Below are 24615 nucleotides of genomic sequence, written 5' to 3' on the forward strand. Positions count from 1 at the left end.
CGAATTACATTAAGCTAAATATTAAACCCGACAGGTTTTAAAAATCTGTCGGGTTTAATTTTTATGCGTAAAGCATTTTATATTAACTTATATCACTTATATGGTTTAAAAAAAATTATGCTTTTTGAAGTAAATCCAAAATTTTATTTTCAACTTCTGCTGAGTTCCAGATATTTTCTATGTTATCCAGTTTTAAAACTTCTTCCATAATTCCGTTTTGGAAATCTCCAATTGCCAAAGCTTCGGCATATGGGCGATCACTAAAAGTAACGCGGCTGTAGAGCGGTATCCATTTATCCGGATGTTTATCTGAAAATACTTTTTCTATTTTCTTTTGTAATAAGAATTTTTCATCTGCCGTTTTGGTACTCATTTCCATGAAATTTCGGTACGAAAGTTCCGCAATTGCATCGGCATTTGGTTTGCGTGAAATTTGATATTCAGCGAAAATCTTTTTCCAGTCGTTTCCAAATTTCTCAATCATTTCGTTCAGAACCGTAATATCTTCAAAACCGGCATTCATTCCTTGTCCGTAAAACGGAACAATAGCATGGCAGGCATCTCCAATTAAAGCAATTTTATCTTCGTAAGTCCACGGAAAACATTTCATGGTTACCAAAGTACTTGTTGGATTTTTAAAGAAATCATTTGCCAGTTCCGGAATCACTTCAATCGAATCCGGGAAATTTTTCTCAAAGAAATCTTCCACCATTTTACGATCTGTAAGCGACTCAAAAGAATTAGCGCCTTCAAAAGGCATAAATAATGTGCAGGTAAAACTTCCGTCAAGATTAGGAAGCGCAATTAACATGTACTCGCCTCTCGGCCAAATATGAAATGAATTTTTATCTAATTTATGAGTTCCGTCAGCGTTTGCAGGAATATTCAATTCCTTATACCCCATATTTAAAAATTCCTGCGAATAATTAAACATGCTCTGACGCTGCATTCTGTGGCGGATTCTCGAAAAAGCTCCATCGGCACCAAAAACCATATCGTATTTTCGCTCTTCCCACTCGCCTCTTTCACTTTCGCCAATGTGCAAAGTTGCATCACTCAGCGTTACATCCCAGATTTTTTGTTCAAAATGAAATTCGGCTCCTGCATTTTCGGCTAAATCAATCATTTTACGGTTTAGCTTTCCTCTGGAAATCGAATAAATCGATTCGCCTTCCTGTCCATAATTCTGAAAATTGAGTTTATCGACTAAATGGATGGCACGTTTATCCATAGGAATTGCAATTTCCCGAACCGCATCTCCAATTCCAACGCCGTCTAGCGCTTTCCAACCACGATTAGACATTGCAAGATTAATAGAACGGCCGGAAAAATTTATTTTTCGAATATCAGGGCTGCGATCATAAACATGAACTGTGTGACCTGCTTTTTTAAGATAAATTGCCAACAGCGATCCTACAAGTCCAGAACCTACAACAGCAATTTTTAGTGAAGTTTGCATCGGGGAAAATCTAATATATAAGATCGTAAAAATAAGTAATAATTGTACATAAGCTTTAAATTACAACAAATATTTAACCTTAAATACCAATATTTAGCTGGGCATCTACAACCATTTTCATAACAAATTCCTGTTTTATTAGATTTATTTAGATTTTCTAAAGAAGTAATTTCGTTTAAAGAAAAATCTTAAATGAGGAAAAAAATCTCGCAAAGTCGCGAAGACGCAAAGTTTTTTAAAACAATAATAAGCTACTGTTTGTCATTTCGACGAAGGAGAAATCTCCACGAGTAACTCCGCAACGAGAATCTAATCTTTGTCGAGCTTCTTGCGGAGATTTCTCCTTCGTCGAAATGACATAAAATGAAAAAAACCTTTGCGTCTTCGCGACTTTGCGAGAAACCCTCTCCAGCATTTAAAAAACTTAATTCAAAAAGACATTAATAAACCAACCACAATGAACAGCGAAATTTTACAATCAGAAATCATTTTAGAAAATGAAAAAGTATTATTGATTCCATTTGAGAATGAAAGAAACATCGAGCTCAAAGAAATTATTTTTGATGACGAAATCTGGAAATATATGGGAATGTATGTTCGCAACGATCAGGATTTCGAAAATTACATTCAAAGCATCTTAAAACAAAAAGCAGACGGAATTTGTTATCCATTTCTTATTATAGACAAAGCTTCAAATAGAGTGGCCGGAAGTACCCGTTATGGCTATTTAAATCATGCGAGCCAAAAATGTGAAATTGGCTGGACTTGGTACGGGAAAGATTTTCAGGGAACTGGTTTAAACAAAGCCTGTAAATATGAATTATTGAAATTTGGCTTCGAAAATATTCAATTTAAAAGAATACAATTCAGCGCTGATCTTGAAAATTTAAGATCGCAAAGAGCGATTGAAAACTTGGGGGCTTTAAAAGAAGGTTTATTTAGAAATAATTATATCGATTCTGAAGGAAACAGTAAAGACGATGTTTATTATAGCATAATTTTAGAGGAATGGCAGCATACTAAGCGAGATTATTTTGGGGAGTTTTTATAGATTAAAAAACAAAACACTAATAATCAAATAAATAATTCCAGACGTTATAATAAAAAAACTATTTTAGCTTAAATTATTCTCTAAAGTAATATTCAGGTAACAAGTTCGATATAACTTAAAAATCATAATATTTATAATTTATGGAAGAAGAGTACGCTAAAATCCAAGAAAGTTATGCTGATTTTCTGAAAGAAGTAAAAAGAGTTATTGAAAAACTTTTAATTGACCATAATATACCGATAGCATTTAATATTTATGGGAGACTTAAAAAACTTGATTCTATTCAAGAAAAAGATAGCTCAAAACGATTTAAAATAAAAAAAACTATTACTGAACTTAATGACCTAGTGGGTCTTCGAATTGTACTACTTTTTCCTGAATATAAGGATCAAGTTACAAATTTGTTGCTTCAAGAATTTAATCCAGCTGTCGAATATAAAAAAGAAAGCCCGATTGTAGACAAATTTGGATATAGTTCAACACATTTAATATTGGAAGTTAAAGAAGATTGGATAAGAACACCTGATTTTAAATATCATCAAAATAAAAAAATAGAAGTTCAAATTAGAACTCTTTCAGAACATATTTGGGCCGAAACTTCTCATTCATTATCTTATAAAAGAGAAGAAAATATTCCACAAGTTATAAGACGAGATTTATATCGACTATCTGCTTTACTTGAAGTTGTTGATGATAAGTTACAAAATATTAAAAATGATGTTGTAAAACATTTTGAGCAGACTGAAAACTCACCATTTGAACAAATTTTAAAAATGGATTTAAATCCAGAAACTTTTAGAAGAATCATGAAAGAATCTTCAAATGATAATTATAATGTAAATGATAATTTTAATCGAGAACTCAGTTCAAAAGTCGAACACGATTATAACATCCTTACAACAAGAGCGTTACACGAGTTAATATATAATAAATTTATTTTAGACGATTATTCTGATGAAAAATTTATTAGCAAAGTTTTTGATATACTAGATCACTATAAAGCTGAAATTGATAAAAAACAAGAGAAAAAAGAACAAGAGGAAATATAATATTAAGTAGCAAAAAAACATACAGACAACCAAAAAATGAACCTCTACTCAGAACATTACGTAACTCAAAAAGCTGAAAGGTTCGTCAATAAAATTTGGTGTTTAAACAACAGCATCGGCAAAAGCTTTATTGAAAACAAACTCGTTTTACCAAACGGCTGTTTTAATCTTGCCATTGTAACTGGGAATGCTATAGAAGTTCATACAAGTAAAAATAAATACGAAATGAACGAAGGTGCTTACTTTTGTTCGCAAATGACCAATAAAGTTTTGGTGAATATTCAGCCGAAAACCAAAGTTACTATAATACAGCTTCATACATGGACGCTTTCGATGTTTCCTAAATATGATTTAAGTAATTTTACAGATTCTATTCTTAAAATTAATCCTGAAGAATTGCCTTTTAAAGTTCAAACTGATGCAGAAATTGAAACTTTATTGAACACCATAAATACTTATTTTGAGGAATTGTCTGATTTACATTCAGATAAAAATATAATCGAAAAAATCTGCGAAATCATTAAAAATCAGGAAGAAATTTCGGTTTCAGAAATTAGTTCTTATTTAAAATCATCGCAACGATTGCTGCAGATTAAATTTAAAACAGCAACCGGACTTACGATTAAAAAATACATTCAGATTTTGAAGTTCAGGAAATCGGTTGATCAAATGGTAAATTCTGATTTAGAAAAACTAAAACTAACCGATGTTGCATTGTACAACAAATATTTTGATCAATCGCATTTTATAAAAAAGTTTAAAGATGTAACGAAAACAACGCCAAAGATGTTTGATCCCAATTCCTATTTTCTTTCGCAAAAAAGGTAAGTTTTCGCTTTTATACTATTTTTCATATTTTGATTGATGTAATATTGCAAATCATTAATCATCAATCAATCACAATGAAAATCAATCACACTTTTTTTCAATTAAAACTTATTTTAATTGGAATTTTACTTTTTCAGATCCAATTTGGATTTTCCCAGGAAACCGAAAACTCAGCTTTGTACAAAATCATTATGTCAAAAGACAGTCTTCTTTTTAATATTGGTTTCAATACTTGCAACATCAAACAATTTGAAGATTTATTAACTGAAGATTTTGAGTTTTTTCACGACAAAGATAGTATTTCAGACAAAGGTCGATTTTTAAAAACTCTAAAAAACGGATTATGCGGATCGCCGACAACGTATCAATCCCGAAGAGAATTAGTTGACGGAAGCACAGAAATTTATCCAATGTACAAAAAAGGTGTTTTGTATGGTGCGATACAAATAGGAACGCACCGTTTTTATGAAACTTCGGCGGGAAAGCCGGAACAATTTGGAAGCATAGCAAAATTTACCCACGTTTGGCTTTTAAAAAATAAAGATTGGAAATTAGCGCGATCATTGAGCTACAATCATCAAATGACAAGTTCTGCACCAACGAAATCAAACCTTTTTGATAATGACGATTTAACCGAAAAATGGCTGAAAGAAAACAAAGTTCCTGCTTTAGGAATCGGCATTATTACAGATGGAAAACTGAAACAGGTAAAAGTTTTTGGTGAACTAAAAAAAGGTGTTACCGCGCCATATAATACCATTTGGAACGTAGCTTCTTTAACAAAACCTATCACTGCGATTACGACTTTAAAATTAGTGAGTTCAGGAAAATGGGATCTTGACGAGCCGCTTTATAAATACTGGACAGATCCTGATATTGCAAATGATCCTTATTTAAAATTATTGACTACGAGAATTGTTTTAAGTCATCAAACTGGTTTCCCAAACTGGAGATTTTTAAATAAATCTAAAAAACTGGATTTCAAATTCAAACCTGGAACAAAATATCAATATTCTGGCGAAGGTTTTGAATATCTGCGAAAAGCATTAGAGAAAAAATTCCATAAAACATTAGAACAATTAGCATCAAAATTGGTTTTTGAACCAATAAAAATGAATGATTCGCAGCTTATCTGGAATGATAAAATTGATCTTTCTAGATATGCCATTAATTATGATAACAAAGGAAATGCGTATGAACCGGTTAAGAATAAAACTGCAAACGCCGCCGACGATTTATTAACGACTATTGAAGATTATGGAAAATTTCTTTGCAGTGTTATAAACAGCGAAGGCTTAAGTAAAAAAGTGTTTGACGATATGAACGCGCATCAGGTGACAACTAAAAAAGATAAATATTTTGGTCTTGGTTTTGAGATTTATGATTTCGGAAACGGAGAATATGCTTTATCACACGGAGGCGCAGATCAAGGTGTTCAAACGCTGTTTTTTATACTTCCTAAAACAAAGCAAGGTCTTGTTGTTTTTACCAATGTTGATGACGGTTATAAAGTATACAAAGATTTACTCTTGCATTATCTTGGAGAAAACGGGCAAAAACTAATCGATATTGAAACGAAATAATTCTCCCGAAAATCAATATTATAAAACTACAGCTATGCCAAAAATGATCAATATATTAGTTCTCTTTATGTTATTTTTAAGAAGAGAAGCTATTGCGCAAACCAATTCAGAGATTTTAAAAATGGATCTTTTAAAAACTGAAATTATTAAAATGGACAGTTTACTTTTTGATGTTGCATTCAATCAATGCGATGCTGCTCTATTCAAAAAAATAATTTCAGAAGATGTTGAGTTTTACGATGACCGCTCTGGATTGAATATATCTCAGGCAAATGAAATCAAATCGTTGATTTCAAAATGTGAGAGCCCGGAAAAATTAACCAGAAAATTAAATTCCTGTACAATTGATAAATTAGGCGATTTTGGAGCTGTACAATTAGGAGAACACACTTTTTATGTTGATGGCGTTCCAAAAGGAACCGGAAAATTTGTTCATATTTGGGAAAGAAATGGTAAAGATTGGAAATTGAAACGAATTGTGAGTTACGAGCATAGACCTTATAAAAACTAACCCCTAGTTAATACTCAAATTCTTTTTTAGTAAATGAATGAAAAAAATCGATGAATGTTGAAACCAAATTGTAATTCAATCGTCTAACATTTTAAGCATCCGAATTTATTCAAGTAAAAAAAATCGTACTTTCGATTTCATTTTTATTGAATATCTAATTGTTAGAAGTTTCAATTATCAATCAAAACGCATCATTCATTAACTAAACCCATAACCAGGATTATGAAAAAATCAATCAAACTCATCGCACTCTGCGCAATACTATCGTTTTTTACAATAACTACTTTTGCGCAGGATAAAGCAAAACAAATCGAAGATCTTTTAGCTAAATACACTGAATACGGACAATTTAACGGATCTGCGTTAGTGGCAGAAAATGGAAAAGTAATCTTTAAAAAAGGTTTTGGCCAAGCTAATATGGAATGGAATATTCCAAATCAACCTGATACTAAATTTAGGTTAGGTTCTATCAGCAAACAATTTACGGCGTTTTTAATTGTAAAACTGGCTGAAGAAGGAAAAGTAAAACTTGATGTTCCAATCACAACTTATTTACCGGATTATCCAAAAGAAAACGGTGATAAAATCACGATTCATCATTTGTTAACGCATACATCCGGAATTCCAAATTATACTTCTGCACCAAACTTCCTTAGAGAAAAAAGCCGTAACCCAAGTACTCCTGAAGAGTTTGTAAAAACGTTTAATAAACTGCCTCTGGATTTTAAGCCAGGCGAAAAATTTAGTTATAGTAACTCAGGTTACTTTTTATTGGGTTATATTATCGAAAAAATTACAGGAAAAACATACGAGCAGTATTTACAAGAAACTATCCTTACACCTTTAAATCTGGTAAATACAGGTTTTGACCATAGCGAAGTTATACTTAAAAACAGAGCTGCCGGTTACGAAAAACAAGGCAAAAACTATGTTAACGCTTCTTTTATTGACATGAGTATTCCGTATGCTGCAGGATCTTTATACTCAACTGTAGAAGATTTATATCTTTGGGATCAGGCGCTTTATGGCAATAAAATACTTTCAGAAAAATCAATGGAATCTTTATTTAAATCTTACATCTCGTCTGGAAATGAAGGTTACGGATACGGATGGTTTTTATCTGAAGAGAAAATTGGTGGTAAACAATATAAAATTATAGAGCACGGCGGAGGAATTAACGGATTTAACACAATCATTTCCCGCGTGCCTGCTGATAAAAATTTAGTTCTTTTATTGAACAATACCGGCGGAACAGTTTTAGGCGAAATGAATGAAGCCATTCGTAATATTCTATACAACCAGCCATACAATCAGGCAAAAAGATCAATGGCTCTTGAACTTTTAGAAGTTTTTAAAACCAAAGGAACAACCGCTGGCGTAGATACTTATAAGAAATTGAAAAACGATTCAACTTATGGTATTAAGGAAGGTGACATGAATAATGTTGGCTACCAATTATTGCAAACTGGAAAAAAGAAAGAAGCCATAGAAATTTTTAAAATTAATGTAGAAGCTTTTCCAAAATCTGGAAATGTTTATGATAGTTTGGGCGAAGCTTATTTAGCCGATGGAGATAAAAAACTGGCTTTAGCCAATTATTCAAAATCTGTTGAACTTGATCCTTCAAATGAAAATGGAAAAAAAGTAGTAGAAGAACTTTCAAAAAATAAATCAAAATAATTTTTAGAAAATCTCTTAAATCAACTCCGGTAAAATCGATTCAAAATCTTTTTTATCGGAGTTCTTTTTGTTATAACTTGTAACATTCAAACTTTATGATTTATCATAAAAAATATTATTTTAGCCGTACCCAAAACAACTAAAATAACCTATGAAAAATCTAAAAAAGCACGCTTTTCTGGCTTTATTGTTATGCCTTTTAATCCCAACTATTTGTATTTCGCAGACAAATTCTCCATCTGCAAAAATGCCCTCACAGCAAAATAAAATCATAATTGATAAAATCGTCGAAGCGGCTCATTACAAAAATTATGTAATTGATTATTGTCTTTCTAAAATAAACGAAGCTTCTGCAAAAGAAGGCTGGAACGAACAAAAAGCAATGGAAATTACGGAAAGCATTAATTACAAAAACTTTAGAGATGCGATCTACAATCTTTTTGTTGTTTATGATGAAGTTGAACTGGAAACTTTGCTAAAAGCATACGAGAAAGACACTGCCTATCAAACCCAAAATATTATGACGACAAGTAAAGTCCTTACTAATAACCTGAATATTTTTGCTAATGATATTGTGAAAGGGAAGTATATTTCGAAGTAAAAAAGTGGCTAAGTTTCTAAGACACTAAGATTCTGAGTTTTCTTAAAGTCTCAACATCTTTGTCAAAGTTTTAAACTTTGACAAAGATTTCGCAACACAAAACTTGAAACCTGAAACTTGAAACTTGAAACAAAAACAAACTACCCTTTAGGTTTCAAAACCAGTTTAGTCGACGTTTTTATAATTTCCTCTTTATTTAATTTCATTTTTCTGAACTTTCCGGCGTTGTACATTTCTGCCTGATCGCTGTAATGTTTGCTGAACGGATTTCCTGATTGTCCCGTTGGCAGAATACTCCAGCTGTTTTCAATATCTGAGAAATCTACAATTCTTCTGGTTGAAGGACCGCCTTTTACATAATACTTTCCTTCATTATTTAGTCCAAAGAATAAATTATTAATTACTTCATTTGATCCCGGAGAAGCAAAAGGCCCAACATTAAATAAACCGCGAAGTGCAGCAACTTTTCCTAGCGGATGTTCGTGTTCAACGGTGTGAACTTCTCCCCATTTCCAATCAGTAATTGTGGTTCCTAATTGTTTTTGAAGATCTGAAATCGCTTCATGAAACGATTTTGAAACGATGTCTTTTCTGGTTTCTTTTACATTTTTGGTTTTGATATTATCCCACCAAACCGAGTTTTCATTTTTAACCTGATTCGCAATAACTTGTTTTCCAACAGAAATTCCTAAAAACATATTGAAATTGTCTTCGCCCATTTCGTCTTCAAAAGTATTTTTCAAATAAAGATAAACCCATTTATTGTAAATCGTTGGCGCAACATCTTCCAGGTTTGTAGTTCCTTTCCAGGATTTTAAAACTTTTATGGCTTCTTTTTCTGATGCCGAAATAGAAGTAAGATCAATATTCGAAATTAGGTTTTGAACCGTTCCAACTGCAACTTCCGATGTATTATCGTAAATCATTTTACTGATCGCTTCTTTATCCCAATCTGATTTTGCATCCATTAAACCAGAAATTCTTTTCGCACGATCTTCGGGCAGATAATATCCCGGATATAAATAACCATCAATTGGTTCCGGCTGATTATTGGCAGAATATACATACCCCCATTTCGGATTTTCAGCCGATGGGTTTTTAGAAAAATCTAAATATTCTACAATATCATCTTTCCCACTTGAACCGTCTAAAATTAAATGTGTATTTACCCCTTTGTTATGTTTATATAATTTCCCTGTCGCCCACCAACCTACATTTCCTTTGGCATCGCCGTACATCACATTCAATCCCGGCGCAGCAATTAAGCTCGCGGCTTTTTTAAAATCGTCTTTGTTTTTAGCATGTGAAAGACCATAAGCAGCATCCAGAATTTGAATGGGCTGATGCGTGTAAGTCCACAACATTGCAATTGGATTTTTACGATCCAATCGTTCCAGCAAATCATTCATAATTGGTCCGTGTCGGCTTGACTTAATCGTCAACACAACATCCGAAGTATCTTTTACTTTAATTGTTTTTTTTCTGATTTCGTAATTCGCAAAACCTGTTGGTGTTTGATATTGATTAGAATCACCGTCTTTATTTTTTTCCTGATAAAAATCGATGTCATCATTTTCAAACATTGTTAAACCATAGGCATAATCGCGATTGTGCGCCAATAACGGAAACGGAGTTCCTGCCAGATAACAGCCATATAATTCATGTTTGGGAGTTACAATATGTGCTTCGTACCAAGTTGCCGGCTGTGAAAAGCCAATATGCGGATCATTGGCAAAAATTACTTTTCCGCTTTTCGTTTTGTGCGGTCCCGCCACCCAGCTGTTACTTCCTATAAATGGGGGAATTGGCGATTTATCTAACAAAGCCGTAATCGATTTTGAAACAGCGGTATAATCTTCGATATTTTCTTTTGAACTTTTAATTTGGGTATTATTGAATTCGCCTTCAATCCCTAAATCTTTCAAATATTCGACTCCATATTTATTTTTAATATCAGTCAATAAAGGATCTGTTTTTTGAGCCATTGCAAAACTAAAAGACATATACCCGAAGATATTATAAACGTCTTTTATGGTGAATTTTTCTTTTTTTACTCCAACCAATGTAAATTCAATTGGCGTTGTTCCTTCTTCTAAATATTGATTAATTCCGTCCAGATACGCTTGCGTCAATTTATAACTTTCGCTGTTTTTATCTAATTTGGCAATGGCTTTCGCCGAAGCCTCTTCGATACCAATTCCGGCAAAAAACTTATCATTTTTAAGCGCCACAGATCCGAAGATTTCCGATAATTTTCCCGGAGCAATTCTGCGAAGCAATTCCATCTGCCATAATCTTTCCTGAGCATGAACATACCCAAGCGCCGTCATGGCATCTTTTTCAGAATCGGCATAAATGTGAGGAACACCATATTCATCAAAATATACCGTTGTTTCTTTCTCGAGATTCTTTAATTCTAATTCTCCTTCATACTTGGGTTTTAAATGAAAAATATAAGCACATAAACCTATTCCAAGTACAACAATAAGCAGTACTAAAAGCAGCAGAAATTTTTTAAATCTTCTCATATTTTGCAAAAGTATAAACCGTGATGTTTGTAAAATGATGTAACCAAAATGAAGAATAATGTAATAATCATCCTTTTTTAAAGCCTAAATTTATGTATTTAAAATCAATCTTATAAATGTCTATATATAAAAAAATAGTAATCGGTGTAATTTCCCTTTTCCTGCTTGTGATTTTGGCAAATATTGGCCTGAATTACTGGATTAAAAAACAGCTTCCGATTATTATTCACGAGAAAAACAAAACCGTTTATAACATCAATTACGAAAAAATTGAAGTTTCTCTATTTTCCCGAAATATCTATGCAGAGACATTATTAGTGAGTCCGAAGAATCAGCCGAAAGACAGCAAAAATGGGCTTTTCTCTAAAATTGAATCTATTACAATAAAACATTTTAATATTTGGGATTTGGCTTTTCGCGATATTATTCAGGCCGAAAGTATTATCATCAATAAACCTAGAGTCATTTTATATAAAAAAGGTGAAAAATTGTTGAATAACAGTAAAAGCATAAAAAGCGAAATCTTTGAACCTTTCCGTAAAATTATTGCTGTTTCGAATATTTACTTAAATGACGGAACTGTCGATGTTGTTTCTTTAGATTCTCAAAAACCTATTTTCAGCATCAAAAAAATCATTCTGAAATTAGAAGGAATTCTGCTTACAGATGCCACTTTAAAAGAAAAAATTCCGCTGCAGTATAATAGTTATGCCTTAGTTATTGATAGTTTATTTTACAGACCAAGTGCATTTTATCATATTAATATTGGAAAAATAAGTACCGAGAAAAATTTTTTAAAAATCAACAATTTCTCTAATCTTCCGCAATTTAAACGCCCCGATTTTATTAAGCGTTTAGATAAAGAAAAAGACATTTACACTTTGAAATTCGACTCGGCTCAAGTTTCAAAAATGGATTGGGGTTTTAAAAACGATCGTTTTTTCTTCAAAGCAAATTCACTTGTAATCAATCATTTTGATGCGAATATTTATCGCGGAAAAATGCCAAAAGATGATTTAAGCAAAAAATATCTGTACAATCATTTATTGCGAAATATAAAATTCCCGCTTCAAATTGATACTTTGCAGGTTCTCAAATCAAAATTAGTTTACGAAGAAGAAATTGACTTTTCTAAAGGTCCCGGAGTTTTAAATTTCGACAAATTCAACCTTCAGGCAACAAACCTACGAAGTGGTTTTGGTTTGAAAAAAACCAACGATGTCAAAATCAAAGTGAAATGTATTTTTATGAAAACTTCACCTCTTAATGTCGATTGGAGTTTTAATGTTCTGGATAAAAATGACGGTTTTCACATTCAGGGCGTGATTTCGAATTTTGATGTGAGATCGATGGGGCAATTCAGCAAACCTTATATGAATGCGTCTTTCACTGGAGTTTTTAATAAATACCGATTTAATTTCTACGGAAATGATAATATTTCAAAAGGAAATGCTTCTTTAGATTATGACGATTTAAAAGTAAAATTATACAAAAAGAAACATCCTGAAAAAGAAGCCAAACTTAAATCGGCAATTGTTAATTTGCTTGTCAAAAACGATTCAAAAGACAAAGCTAAAACCGCCGATGTTGAAATTGAAAGAATTCAGGAAAAATCATTTTATAACTTTTTATGGAGAAGTATTGCTGAGTCTTTGAAGAAGATTTTGATATAAATGCATATACATCAATATAGCCTGCGGTTTCAACCGCAGGAAAACAATATATTTCCGTAAAGAATTCCATAACGCATTCTTACAATACGTTCCCCGTGGTTGAAACCACGGGCTATATTGAAAAAATATACGCAAAGAAAACATAGCCTGCGGTTTCAACCGCAGGAACACAATCAATATCCGTAATGATTATCCGTTTTAAAAAGTTAATGGATTAGTGTTGTTTTTTCGCCACGAATTACACGAATTTTCACGAATTAATTTTTAAAATCCTGCGAATAAAAATTAGTCGAAATTCGTGTAATTCGTGGCAGCTAACCCACAAACCTGACAATTATCAGCTTTTAAAAAAATCCTTTTTTCAATATTTGTCTTTATTTTAATCTGAAAACAAATGGCAAAAATACCTTTACACACTTTTCATATTCCGGTGATGGGTCTTGCATATACAATTGACAGCCCAATTCGCGTGGCGCAATATGGAATTTCGTCTGTTATTGCTCTTGCTGATGATGATTTGATTGAGAAGATGCGTAACTTTTACAGCACTAAATTCAATATTCCGTATGAAGAAATCACGCAGAAATTTCATGATTATCGTGCAGAAAGAATTACCTCTTACCTAAATTTAGTTGATAAAATTGTAAAAGAAAAATTCGAGAATTTTAAAACTGAATTAGCCGAAAGCAAAACTTCCCTTGAAAATTTCATGTCAATGCTTCCTAATACTTCTGATATTAAAAAAGGATTTCAGAATTTATTGGATGACGGAATTGCTTTTAAAGAAAATATTCAGAATTATATCGAAACGAATCTTTTTCCGGGAGAAATCGACGTTAACATTATGACGAAACTGGACAAAGATAATTTCGTTAAAAACGAACAACTTCCAATTGAGTTTAATGACGCTCATGCTGCTTTAAGAGGTTTTGCAAATAGTAATCTGGAATCGTCTGTTGTACTTTCTGCCGGAATGAATCCGAGATTGTTTGGTTACTTTGAAAATTTCAAAGATTTTTTTCCAAATGAAAATAACCAGCTTAAAAAGAAAATTATCTTAAAAGTTAGCGATTTTAGATCGGCAATGATTCAGGGAAATTTCCTGGCTAAAAAAGGCCTTTGGGTTTCTGAATACCGAATTGAATCCGGATTAAACTGCGGTGGTCATGCCTTTGCAACTGATGGACTCTTATTAGGTACTATTTTGGAAGAATTCAAGCAGAAAAAAGAACAACTGATACAATCAGCCCACGATTTAATGATTAAAGCTTTACAGCTAAAAAATGAGGCTTTTCCCGAAAAACCTTTAGAACTAAAAATTACCGTTCAGGGCGGTGTTGGAACTGCAGAAGAACATGAATTTTTATTAGACGAATATCAAGTAGATTCTATTGGCTGGGGCTCTCCATTTTTATTAGTTCCTGAAGCTACTTCTGTAGATCAGGAAACAAGAAATTTATTGATGAATGCAAAAGAAGATGATTTTTATTTAAGTAACATTTCACCTTTAGGAGTTCCGTTTAATACTTTAAAAGGAACAACAAATGAATTTTTAAAACAAAAAAGAATTCACGAAAATAAAGCCGGAAGTTCCTGCCCGAAGAAATTCTTAGCGTTAAGTAAAGAATATGATCCGCATGGAATTTGCACGGCATCTAAAAAATATCAGGATATTAAACTGGGAGAATTAGAAAGTATAAAAGATACTTTATCTGCCGATGCTTTTGAAAAAAGTAAAATCAAAATAACCGAAAAATCATGTTTATGTGTAGGTTTGGCAAACGCTTCTTATCTTGAAAATGATATTAAAGTAAAAGGTCAGGCGCAAGGCGTTGTAATTTGTCCGGGACCAAATTTGGCTTATTTTGATCAGGAAGTTTCTTTAAAAGAAATGGTACAGCACATTTATCAGGGAAAATCTATTTTAAGAACAGACCGCCCGAATTTATTTGTGAAGGAATTAAAGATGTATGTGGATTATTTTCGAAATGAAATTGAAACTATTTCCGGAGAGGCAACCGCAATGCAGCTAAAAAAATGGAATTCTTTTAAAACGAATATTTTACAAGGAATTGAATATTATCAGAATCTGTTTTCATCTACTTTTTATTTTAAAACTGAGGAAGAAAAAATCAAAAATCAATTCGATTTTTATAAATCAGAATTAAATGCGATCCAGATTCCGAAACCTGAATTAGCATAAAACAAAACGCCGATTTAGAATTTCTAAATCGGCGTTTTTAATATATAGAAATTAAAATCTATTCTTTCTTCTTGTTTTTGCTGTCAATAACAGCTCCTGTTCCAGTACCCAATGCAGCTCCGGCTAAACCACCAATAATGGCACCTTCACCTTTTTTCTTACTCACAATTGCTCCGGTTGCAGCACCAACTCCTGCACCAATAACGGCACCTTTAGCAGTTGCACTCCATCCTTTCTTTTTGGTAGTAGTGGTAGTTGTAGTATTTCCGTTTTCAGCTTGTTGATGTACTACAACAACTTTTTGAGATTCAGCTTTCTGCTCCTCTTTTATCTTAGCCATTTCTGTCTTCATTGAATCGATAACACGCTGTTTGTTAATCTCAACTTTCATTGAATCAATACTGGCTTGTTTGGCTTTGTTTAAATCTTCTTTACTTTGATTTTGACAAGAAGTGATAAGTATTGCCGCTAATAATATATATAAGCCTTTCATGATTGTAGTTTTTAAAATTATACATTACAAAATACGGAATATATCACGTGTCAACTATTACATGATTTTTGAGAAACGTTATAAGATTAGAAGATTTTATTGTTTCTCGCAGAATATTTATAGATTCTTGATGTTTTAATCTCGCAAAGTCGCAGAGGCACAAAGTTTTTTTGCCACAGATTTGAAAGGATTAAAAAGATTTCAAAATACGTTGGAAATTTTTACCTTATATTTTGCAGATTAAGCGGATTAATCTTTCTAAGTTCAATAGCGTCCAGCTTCAGCCGGATGAAAAATTGGTTCAAACAAAAAGGCTTTAGCCAAACTATACGTTTGGCTAAAGCCTTTTTAAATTTTATCTTTAATACCTCCAGCTAAAGCTGGAGGCAATTGAAAAAAATCTTTTTAATCCTTTCAAATCTGTGGCAAAAAAACTTTGTGCCTCTGCGACTTTGCGAGATTAATTAATTCTTATTTTCCTAAAATTCCTTTTTTCAAGATTTGTCCAAAGTCATACATATCTTCATAAGAACAATATAAAGGAACTGGTGCCAGACGAATTACGTTTGGTTCACGCCAGTCTGTAATTACTCCGTTTTTCATTAAATAATCAAATAAACTTCTTCCTTCTCCGTGAAGGAAAACAGATAATTGTGAAGCTCTTTCGATTGGGTTTGAAGGTGTAATAATTTCAAAATTACCTGCAACTTCTTTATCAATTTCGTGCAGAATAAATTCTAAATAGGATGTTATGTTATCACGTTTTGCAATTAAGGCATCCATTCCAACCTCAGCAAACATTTCTACAGATGCTAAATACGGCGCTAAGGATAAAACCGGAAGATTACTAATCTGCCATCCGCCTGCTCCGTGAACGGGATCAAAGTTAGGTTCCATTTTAAAACGGCGTTCTTTGTTGTGTCCCCACCAGCCAGCAAATCGCGGTAAATCTGGATCGTTATGATGTCTTTCGTGTACAAAAACTCCCGAAGCATTTCCTGGTCCTGAGTTCATATATTTATAACTGCACCAAGCAGCAAAATCTACATTCCAATCGTGAAGTTCTAATTTGATATTTCCAGCAGCGTGCGCTAAATCCCAGCCCACTTTTGCTCCGGCTTTTTGTCCGGCTGTGGTAATGGTTTTAATATCGAAAACTTGCCCAGTATAATAATTTACTCCTCCAATTAAAACTAAAGCTAACTCATCGCCAACTTCTTCGATTTTTGCTAAAACATCTTCTAAGCGAATATTATGTTCTCCTTCACGACGTTTAATTTCTACAATGGCATCTTCTGGTTTGTATCCGTGAAAATGAACTTGACTCTGAAACATATATTGATCTGATGGAAATGCTTTTTCTTCGCAGATAATTTTATAACGTTTGCCTTTTGGCTGATAAAAAGAAACCATCAACAAATGAAGATTCACCGTCAAAGTATTCATTACGGTTACTTCTGACGGAAGTGCTCCAACAATTTTACTCAACGGTTCTGCAAATCTTTCCTGATAATCCCACCAAGGTTTCTCTGCATAAAAATGACCTTCTACAGCAAGTTCTGCCCAGTCATTCATTATTTCGTCAATATAAGCTTTGGTTCGTTTTGGCTGTAATCCTAATGAATTTCCGGTGAAATATATAACTCGTTTGTCATTAACTTTAGGAAAAATGAATTGTTCCTGATAGTGATTTAGTGTGTCTTTCGAATCTAGCTCTCGTGCAAATTCGCGTGTATTTTGAAAAGTCATTGTGTTTTTGTTTTGTCGGCTAAAATAACAAATTTTGTTTGTTTTGTTTTAAGTTTAAGGTTTCAAGTTGATATGCTTGGTGTTATTTAACGCAAAGTTCGCAAGGATTTTTTTGCTCAGTTTGTTTGCCAAATGCAAAAGAACACAAAGCTTTGCGAACTTTGCGGTTAAATCTTGCGGCGAGCGCCAAACTTGAAACTTGAAACCTGAAACTTGAAACTATTAAAAAACAAAAACCCGACAGGTTTTAAAAACTTGTCGGGTTTCTTTATAAGATCAATTCTAATTATAGAATTAACATCGCGTCTCCGTAAGAATAGAATTTGTATCCTTCTTTGATTGCTTCGTCGTATGCTTTTTTCATTAAATCATGTCCACAGAAAGCAGAAATCATCATTAATAATGTTGATTTTGGTGTGTGGAAATTTGTGATCATACAGTTTGCAATACTGAAATCGTGAGGAGGGAAAATAAATTTATTTGTCCATCCTTCGTAAGGATTTAAAGTATTAGCAGAAGAAACAGAACTTTCGATTGCACGCATAGAAGTTGTTCCTACTGCACAAATACGTTTTTTCTTTGCTTTTGCTTCGTTTACGATATCACAAGCTTGTTGATTAATGATCAATTCTTCTGAATCCATTTTGTGTTTAGATAAATCTTCAACCTCAACTGGATTGAAAGTTCCTAAACCTACGTGTAAAGTTACCTCAGCAAAATTTACTCCTTTGATTTCTAATTTTTTCAAAAGGTGTTTTGAAAAGTGTAAACCAGCAGTTGGCGCCGCTACAGCTCCTTCTTCTTTTGCGTAGATAGTTTGATATCTTTCAGCATCTTCAGCAGTAACTTCTCTGTTGATGTATTTAGGAATTGGAGTTTCTCCAAGTTCTGTCAATTTGTTTCTGAATTCTTCATAAGAACCATCGTATAAGAAACGTAATGTTCTACCACGAGATGTTGTATTGTCGATTACCTCAGCAACTAACGAATCGTCGTCACCAAAATAAAGTTTGTTTCCGATACGGATTTTTCTAGCAGGATCTACTAAAACGTCCCATAAACGCTGCTCTGAATTTAATTCTCTTAATAAGAAAACCTCAATTCTCGCTCCGGTTTTTTCTTTGTTTCCGTACAAACGTGCAGGGAAAACTTTTGTATTGTTAAGAATTAAAACGTCTCCGTCATCAAAATAGTTGATAACATCTTTAAACATTTTATGTTCTATTGTTTGTTTTTGACGGTCAATTACCATTAAACGAGATTCATCTCTATTTTCTGCCGGGAATTCAGCTAAAAGTTCTTTCGGTAAATTGAAATTGAAGTGTGATAATTTCATATTTGAAGTTAGATTTTAAAATATCAATCTTAGACTTTTTTATCTAAAATTTTAAATCGCCTGCAAATATACGATTGTGAGATAGGCGTTGTCAAGTGTTTTGACGTTTATTTTCAAAAGTCCTTGATTTAGTGCGGTTTTAGTAACCATTTAAAATGTTTTTTTTAACCATATAAGTTATATAAGTTCATTTCATTTGGATTCCTTTAACAAAAAAGCCTCTGGTTGAAACCAGAGGCTTATAAAATTACGTTTTATTTAGCTCTTTATTGAAATGAACTTATATAACTTATATGGTTCAAAACTTTACAATTCTGAGATTTGGAAGTTTAAGGCTTTTAAGTCATTCCAGAAATCCGGGTATGATTTTGAAACTACTTCTGCATCGTCTATAATAATTGGCACTTTTATCGCAAGCGGTGCAAATGCCATTGCCATACGGTGATCGTTGTATGTTGCAATATGAATATCGTGATTAATATTTCCTGAACGCTCTAAAGTCAAACTGTCATTGGTTACAGAAATATTTGCTCCTAGTTTTGTAAGTTCAATTTTTAAAGCTTCTAACCTGTCTGTTTCTTTAATTTTTAAAGTATGAAGACCTGTTAAATGACATCCAATTCCCAAACCTAAACATGTTACTACGATTGTCTGCGCAATATCCGGCGTGTTGTTTAATTCGAAATTTACATCCTGATAATTAAATCCTGCCACTTTTTCCAAAGTCATTTTGTTGTTTTGGAAAGTGGTTTTCACGCCCATTTTTTCATAAAGAGAAACTAATTCAGAATCTCCCTGAAGGCTGTTTTCTTTATAACTGCTTAAAGTGATTTTTGCAGCATCGGCCAAAGCCACCAAACTAAAGAAATACGAAGCTGAACTCCAGTCAGATTCTACAACCATTTCCTTTGATTCGACAGATTCTTTAGGATAAACTTTAATTATATTTCCTTCAAAACTTGTTTTTATATCTAAATCATTCAACAAAGCCAAAGTCATTTTGATATATGGAACTGAAGTAATTTCTCCTTCTAATGTCAGTTCTAAACCATTTTCTAGTTTTGAAGCGACTAATAAAAGTGCCGAAATATACTGACTGCTCACATTTGCTGCTAAACTAACTTTTGAAGCAGTAACTTTTTTTCCTTTAATTCGAATTGGCGGATAACCAACTTCTTTTTCATAACTAATCTCAACTCCTAACTGACCTAATGTTTCAACCAAAATTTTGATTGGACGTTCCTGCATTCTGCTTGAACCTGTCATTACAACTTCTCTGCCTTCGTTTACGGCAAAATATGCGGTTAAAAAACGCATTGCAGTTCCGGCGTGGTGAATATCTACAATTTCATCATTACCAATTAATGCTTTCTGCATGACTTCGCTGTCGTCTGAGTTTGAAGTATTGGCTAAAGTAATATTTGGGAATAAAGCTTTTAGTAATAATAAACGATTGGTTTCGCTTTTAGAACCTGTGATATTTAATTGTGAATTATCAATGGTGAATTGTGAATTCGTACTTAATTTTAAATTCATGATTTTAATTATGAGTTGCGAATTATGTGTAATTTAATTCGAGCCTGCAATTTACCACTCCTCATTCATAATTCAAAATTCAACATTGATATTTCACAATTATTTCAATTTATCGTTGTTTTTGTGACGATCTTTATCTCTAACTGATTTCAAGTCCATTTTTTTATCAAAAGCGGCTTGTAAATCGATTCCGGTTTGATTGGCCAGGCATAAAACTACAAATACAACATCTGCCAATTCTTCGCCTAAATCTTTATTTTTATCGCTTTCTTTTTCAGATTGTTCTCCGTAACGACGGGCAATGATTCTGGCAACTTCACCTACTTCTTCTGTAAGCTGGGCCATATTGGTTAATTCGTTAAAGTAACGAACTCCGTGTTCTTTTATCCAGGTATCAACATCTAGTTGTGCATTTTTCAAATCCATGATTACATTTTTTTTAGGACAATTTTTTCATTTTGACTGGCAACAACTTTTTGAAAAATATTTTTCAAACCCGTATATTGCTCTGCTGCAAAAATACTGCTGTTAATTTCTTTTGCGCAGGTTATTTGAATTTTATTTCCTTCGGCAGAAAAATTCAGCAAGTAGATTATATTTTTATCTTCTGTAGCAATTCTAATAGGCTGTGGCAGGGATTCTACTTGAAAGCCTTCTGGAATTTCGATATTCACATTATATTTTTGCTGATTTTTATATCCAAAATAAACCGGCATAACTCTTTGTTCCTGATTAAATGGGTTTTTTGTTCTTGTAAAAAACAATAACGGACTTACGAAAATTTTTCCTCCTATTATATCCGACTGACTGCCTGATGTGAAAGAAAAAGTTTCTAAAACAGGATCTTTGATATTTGATTTTTGGTTCTCAATTTTATAATTTGAAATACTTAAATTTCCTAATTCTGCTTCAAATTTTTCAAGATAATTATCTTGGGTTTTAGCGCCATTTTCTACTCTAAAATGATAGGCATCATAATCTGTTCGAAGAATTCTGACCTGTCCACTCATCTTTCCATCCTGAGCAATTTTTGCCATCAAATTAAAACTTTCTTTAGAAGGATTTGAAGGTTCTAAATCGATCTCTAATGAAGTCCCATCATTTTTTATAAGTCTTCCTTTCCAGTTCAAAACATTTAAAGGTAAAATGTTTGGAGAAGTATATTTGTGTGTCGCGTCAAGTAGAAATTGTTTCCCCTCAATTTCTGCCGCGGCAATGACATAATTAAATCCGGTTCTGGTAGGATATACAGGAAGTCCGTTTTCGATTGTACTTACTAAAACCGGACTTGCTTCTATTCCTGCCAGTCGAAGCATATTGATCAAAATGAAATTAATTTCGGCTACATTTCCTGTTTGGTCTGTATATGCTTTTTTAATTCCTTTATCTGTATAATAACCGTAGTTTTCATTCCAGTTCATTTTGTTTTGAACATAGGTAAAAACCAGATTCAGTCTTTCATTTTGAGATTCTACATTTCCAATTAATCGCTTTACATCTTCGACTAAAAAACTCATTTCATTAAGTTCTTTCCCAAAACTGTTATCTTTAAAAATTGTTTTTGCCACACCTTCCCAAGTCATCGTATAATCTTTTACGGGTTGTTCCGGCATTCTTACTCTTTCCAGCTCGTGCTTAATTGTTCCTTTGTAATTTTCTATGTTATTTACATATGGTTCTTCATACAAAGCCGGGACATTTTTTCCTGAATAATAAGCTTCGATTTGTCGATATGAAAATGAATTGGTTTGATTGTGTTCGTTTTCAAATGACTGGCTTCCTGTAGAAAACTTAGAATCGTTTTCCAGCGGAATCCCTCCTATTAAAATTGGCTTATAAATGTAGAATTCCGGTATTTCTGTTTTATAATAAAAATAGTTAACCGGAATATCGTATTGAATATCAAAGTCAGGGAATTTTACAATATTCTCAGATTTTAAAATATATTTATATTCGATAATTGAACCCACTTTTACATTGGGCAGCGTAATGGCTTTTTCTTTCCAGTAATTATTGATTTTTTTCTTAAATGCTCCTTGATTTTCCAGCTTGGTTTTTACTACGGCGCCATTTTCGAGATTATAGGTAATTGCATCTGAAAATTCTAGTCGGTCTTCGTTTAAGTTTTCATAACCTATATAAAACCGGACTTTTTGATCTGCCCATTTTAATCCTTCTTTTTTGTAAATTTTAATTTTTACTTCACAAACGTGGTTGGCCGTAAACCCTGCATCTTTATTGTAACTAAAATACGTTCTTCCTTTTTTAAATAATATGGCCGCTGAAGCGCTGCTGTCAATTAGATGCACTTTTTCCTTAAGTTCGGCAATTGTTACTTTACCTAATTGATAGTTTTGAGAATTGGCTTTTACGATAAAAACAAAGAAAATTATAGCAATTAAAAATTTTGGCAACCTCATATTATATCCTTTTTAATACTATTTTTTCACTTTCCTTTGCAATCATAGTTTTATAATATTCTTTGAGCATTTCATATTTTCCTACCGGAAAAATAGCCTCGTTGATTTGATGCACAATTGACAACTGCAATGTATTCCCTGCAACTGCAACATCAAATTTAAAAACTCCCAAATCATCTTCCATAACTAAGTTTAATGATTTTGGCAAATTTTCGACTGTAAAATTAGCCGGAATTTTAATTATGATAGCGTATCGTTTTGCAAAAGGAAATCCAAAATCGACTGGATATTCTCTTTTTTCTTGTCTAAAAGGATTTTTTTCATTTAAGAAAAAAAGCATAGGGTTTATATATATTTTATCTCCAATTATTTCAGAAAGATTTGATCCTGTAAAAGAAAATGATTCTGAAACTGGTTCTGAAATTTCATTTTGATTTATTCTTTTGTAATTACTTACTTCAATTTTGCCGTTTTCATTTTCAATTTTCTCAATATAAGTTTCTTCATTCTCTTTAGCTGTTTTTGTTCTAAAATTGAATGCATTATAATCTGAGTATTGTCTTCTTGCTTTTCCTTCTATTTTTCCATCTTCTTTAACATCAAAAATCATAGAAACAAGGTCGTTGGAGTTTTTCTTAGGCATTAGATCTACTGTTTCTGAAGTTCCATCTTTACGAATTAATCTCCCCACCCAGTTTAAATCTCTTAAAGGCAGAACATTTACAGTTGAAAATTCATCTGTTGCATCTAACAAAGCAATTCCTGTTGGAGTTTCTATTCCAGCTATTACATAATTAAAGCCTTGGGTACTAGGAAAAAAATTAATTCCATTAGATCTGGTACTTATTAAAACAGGATTTGCTTCTAAACCTGAGTAACGAAGCATTGCGGTGAGCATTAAATTAATGTCCGCACAATTTCCTGATTTCTCTTTATAAGCCTTTCTTACCCCTTTCTCACACCCATATCCTAAATAATTATTCCATTTTATATTAGATTTTACATAATTAAGAATCGTTGCCATTTTATCTTCGGGTTTTGTTTTCCCTTCTAAAAGCAATTTAATATCTTCTTCAAAATAACCTGTTTTATTTAATTCCGGACCAAAATCTTCATATTCATAAATTGTTTTTGCAACCGTTGGCCAATCTGTAGAAAACGATTTAAAAAAACTTCCCGGAATAGAAATGGTTTCTAGTTCGTGGGAAATAGAAGCGCAGTAATTTTTTACATTGTTAACGTAGTCTTCCTCTTTCATGGCTGGCAGATTTTGAAGACAATAGGTCGTTTCCTTTGCTAAATAAGTATAAGTATTACTTGCTATTTGAGTAGTCACTTTTGGAATAAAAAAGCCTGTAATATTTCTTTTAAAAATAAATGCGTCAGGAATTATTGTTTTAAATTCTGAATAATTAACCGGAATACTTTTTTGAAAATCCCAATCTCGAATACCTCCTCCATAGCTTTTAATTTTATATTCGATAACAGATCCTTCTTTTACATCTGGAAAAGTGATTTTTTTCAACCAATAATTTTTATTGTTTTTGTCTATGAATTCACTTTCCGGTTTTAATTTAGATTTTATAATCTTTCCGTCAGCCAAATTGTATGTAAAAACATCTGTTAGACTAATTGTGTTTGATTTCCCAGTCGGAAATGCGAATTGCGCATTAGCCCAATCATATCCTTCTTTTTTGTAAATTTTTATTCGTATCTGGATAGTTGTATGTGAATCACTGTTGTCAATTTTAGAAACTCCTTTACAAAATAAAATTGCTGCAACCGCTCCTGAATCGAGAGGATGTACTTTTTCTTCAAGTTCAGCAATACTTACTTTTCCTAACTCGTAGTTTTGGGATTGTACCTTTACAATAAAAAGAAAAAACAAGATAAATACTGAACTTGAAAATTTCAT

At 32.6% G+C, this 24615-nt stretch carries 18 protein-coding genes; 9 read left to right on the forward strand and 9 right to left on the reverse strand.

What is annotated here, in order from left to right; all coding sequences use genetic code 11:
- Positions 1-115: 115 nt before the first annotated feature.
- A complete protein-coding gene (locus tag FLAPXU55_RS05025) occupies positions 116-1459 on the reverse strand; it encodes an FAD-dependent oxidoreductase (RefSeq protein WP_180856834.1) in 1344 nt (447 codons plus the stop codon).
- A gap of 457 nt (positions 1460-1916) precedes the next feature.
- Between FLAPXU55_RS05025 and FLAPXU55_RS05030 the strand changes: the two genes are divergently transcribed.
- The 7 genes from FLAPXU55_RS05030 (at position 1917) to FLAPXU55_RS05060 (ending at position 8762) form a co-directional block, all read left to right on the forward strand.
- On the forward strand, positions 1917-2510 hold the full coding sequence (locus FLAPXU55_RS05030; RefSeq protein WP_180856835.1) for a GNAT family N-acetyltransferase: 594 nt from the start codon (positions 1917-1919) through the stop codon (positions 2508-2510).
- A gap of 140 nt (positions 2511-2650) precedes the next feature.
- Positions 2651-3559 carry a GTP pyrophosphokinase gene (locus FLAPXU55_RS05035; protein WP_180856836.1) on the forward strand — a complete coding sequence of 303 codons (909 nt, stop codon included), beginning with the start codon at positions 2651-2653 and terminating at the stop codon, positions 3557-3559.
- 36 nt (positions 3560-3595) lie between these two features.
- Positions 3596-4387 (forward strand): helix-turn-helix domain-containing protein, encoded by a 792-nt coding sequence (locus FLAPXU55_RS05040; RefSeq protein WP_180856837.1) that lies wholly within the window; start codon positions 3596-3598, stop codon positions 4385-4387.
- A 74-nt stretch (positions 4388-4461) separates the two neighbouring features.
- A complete protein-coding gene (locus FLAPXU55_RS05045; RefSeq protein ID WP_180856838.1) occupies positions 4462-5970 on the forward strand; it encodes a serine hydrolase in 1509 nt (502 codons plus the stop codon).
- Complete coding sequence (locus tag FLAPXU55_RS05050; protein ID WP_235991992.1) at positions 5957-6481, forward strand: nuclear transport factor 2 family protein; 525 nt, start codon at positions 5957-5959, stop codon at positions 6479-6481. Before FLAPXU55_RS05045 ends, FLAPXU55_RS05050 begins: the two co-directional genes overlap by 14 nt.
- Positions 6482-6703: 222 nt before the next feature.
- Positions 6704-8161 (forward strand): serine hydrolase domain-containing protein, encoded by a 1458-nt coding sequence (locus FLAPXU55_RS05055; RefSeq protein ID WP_180856839.1) that lies wholly within the window; start codon positions 6704-6706, stop codon positions 8159-8161.
- A 151-nt stretch (positions 8162-8312) separates the two neighbouring features.
- Positions 8313-8762 carry a hypothetical protein gene (locus FLAPXU55_RS05060; RefSeq protein WP_180856840.1) on the forward strand — a complete coding sequence of 150 codons (450 nt, stop codon included), beginning with the start codon at positions 8313-8315 and terminating at the stop codon, positions 8760-8762.
- Positions 8763-8902: 140 nt separating this feature from the next.
- Here the strand turns inward: FLAPXU55_RS05060 and FLAPXU55_RS05065 are convergent, their stop codons facing one another.
- Positions 8903-11290, reverse strand: coding sequence for a penicillin acylase family protein (locus FLAPXU55_RS05065; RefSeq protein ID WP_180856841.1), 2388 nt, complete (start codon positions 11288-11290; stop codon positions 8903-8905).
- A 116-nt stretch (positions 11291-11406) separates the two neighbouring features.
- Between FLAPXU55_RS05065 and FLAPXU55_RS05070 the strand changes: the two genes are divergently transcribed.
- Positions 11407-12963 carry a hypothetical protein gene (locus FLAPXU55_RS05070; protein WP_180856842.1) on the forward strand — a complete coding sequence of 519 codons (1557 nt, stop codon included), beginning with the start codon at positions 11407-11409 and terminating at the stop codon, positions 12961-12963.
- A gap of 394 nt (positions 12964-13357) precedes the next feature.
- The gene (locus FLAPXU55_RS05075) at positions 13358-15166 is read left to right on the forward strand and encodes a hypothetical protein (protein WP_180856843.1); all 1809 of its coding nucleotides are present in this window, start codon (positions 13358-13360) and stop codon (positions 15164-15166) included.
- Between the two features lie 58 nt (positions 15167-15224).
- Here the strand turns inward: FLAPXU55_RS05075 and FLAPXU55_RS05080 are convergent, their stop codons facing one another.
- From FLAPXU55_RS05080 to FLAPXU55_RS05110, 7 genes are all read right to left on the reverse strand, one after another.
- Positions 15225-15659 (reverse strand): YMGG-like glycine zipper-containing protein, encoded by a 435-nt coding sequence (locus tag FLAPXU55_RS05080; protein ID WP_053472532.1) that lies wholly within the window; start codon positions 15657-15659, stop codon positions 15225-15227.
- Between the two features lie 471 nt (positions 15660-16130).
- Positions 16131-17408 carry a kynureninase gene (kynU, locus tag FLAPXU55_RS05085; protein WP_180856844.1) on the reverse strand — a complete coding sequence of 426 codons (1278 nt, stop codon included), beginning with the start codon at positions 17406-17408 and terminating at the stop codon, positions 16131-16133.
- Positions 17409-17694: 286 nt separating this feature from the next.
- On the reverse strand, positions 17695-18744 hold the full coding sequence (gene queA, locus FLAPXU55_RS05090) for a tRNA preQ1(34) S-adenosylmethionine ribosyltransferase-isomerase QueA (RefSeq protein ID WP_053472529.1): 1050 nt from the start codon (positions 18742-18744) through the stop codon (positions 17695-17697).
- 306 nt (positions 18745-19050) lie between these two features.
- Complete coding sequence (locus FLAPXU55_RS05095; RefSeq protein WP_180856845.1) at positions 19051-20280, reverse strand: 3-phosphoshikimate 1-carboxyvinyltransferase; 1230 nt, start codon at positions 20278-20280, stop codon at positions 19051-19053.
- Between the two features lie 99 nt (positions 20281-20379).
- Positions 20380-20706 carry a nucleotide pyrophosphohydrolase gene (locus FLAPXU55_RS05100; RefSeq protein ID WP_012022600.1) on the reverse strand — a complete coding sequence of 109 codons (327 nt, stop codon included), beginning with the start codon at positions 20704-20706 and terminating at the stop codon, positions 20380-20382.
- Between the two features lie 2 nt (positions 20707-20708).
- A complete protein-coding gene (locus FLAPXU55_RS05105) occupies positions 20709-22700 on the reverse strand; it encodes a DUF3857 domain-containing protein (protein ID WP_180856846.1) in 1992 nt (663 codons plus the stop codon).
- Position 22701: 1 nt separating this feature from the next.
- Complete coding sequence (locus FLAPXU55_RS05110; protein WP_180856847.1) at positions 22702-24615, reverse strand: DUF3857 domain-containing protein; 1914 nt, start codon at positions 24613-24615, stop codon at positions 22702-22704.

It is taken from the genome of Flavobacterium panici (assembly GCF_903819335.1).
In the GTDB taxonomy this organism is placed as follows: domain Bacteria; phylum Bacteroidota; class Bacteroidia; order Flavobacteriales; family Flavobacteriaceae; genus Flavobacterium; species Flavobacterium panici.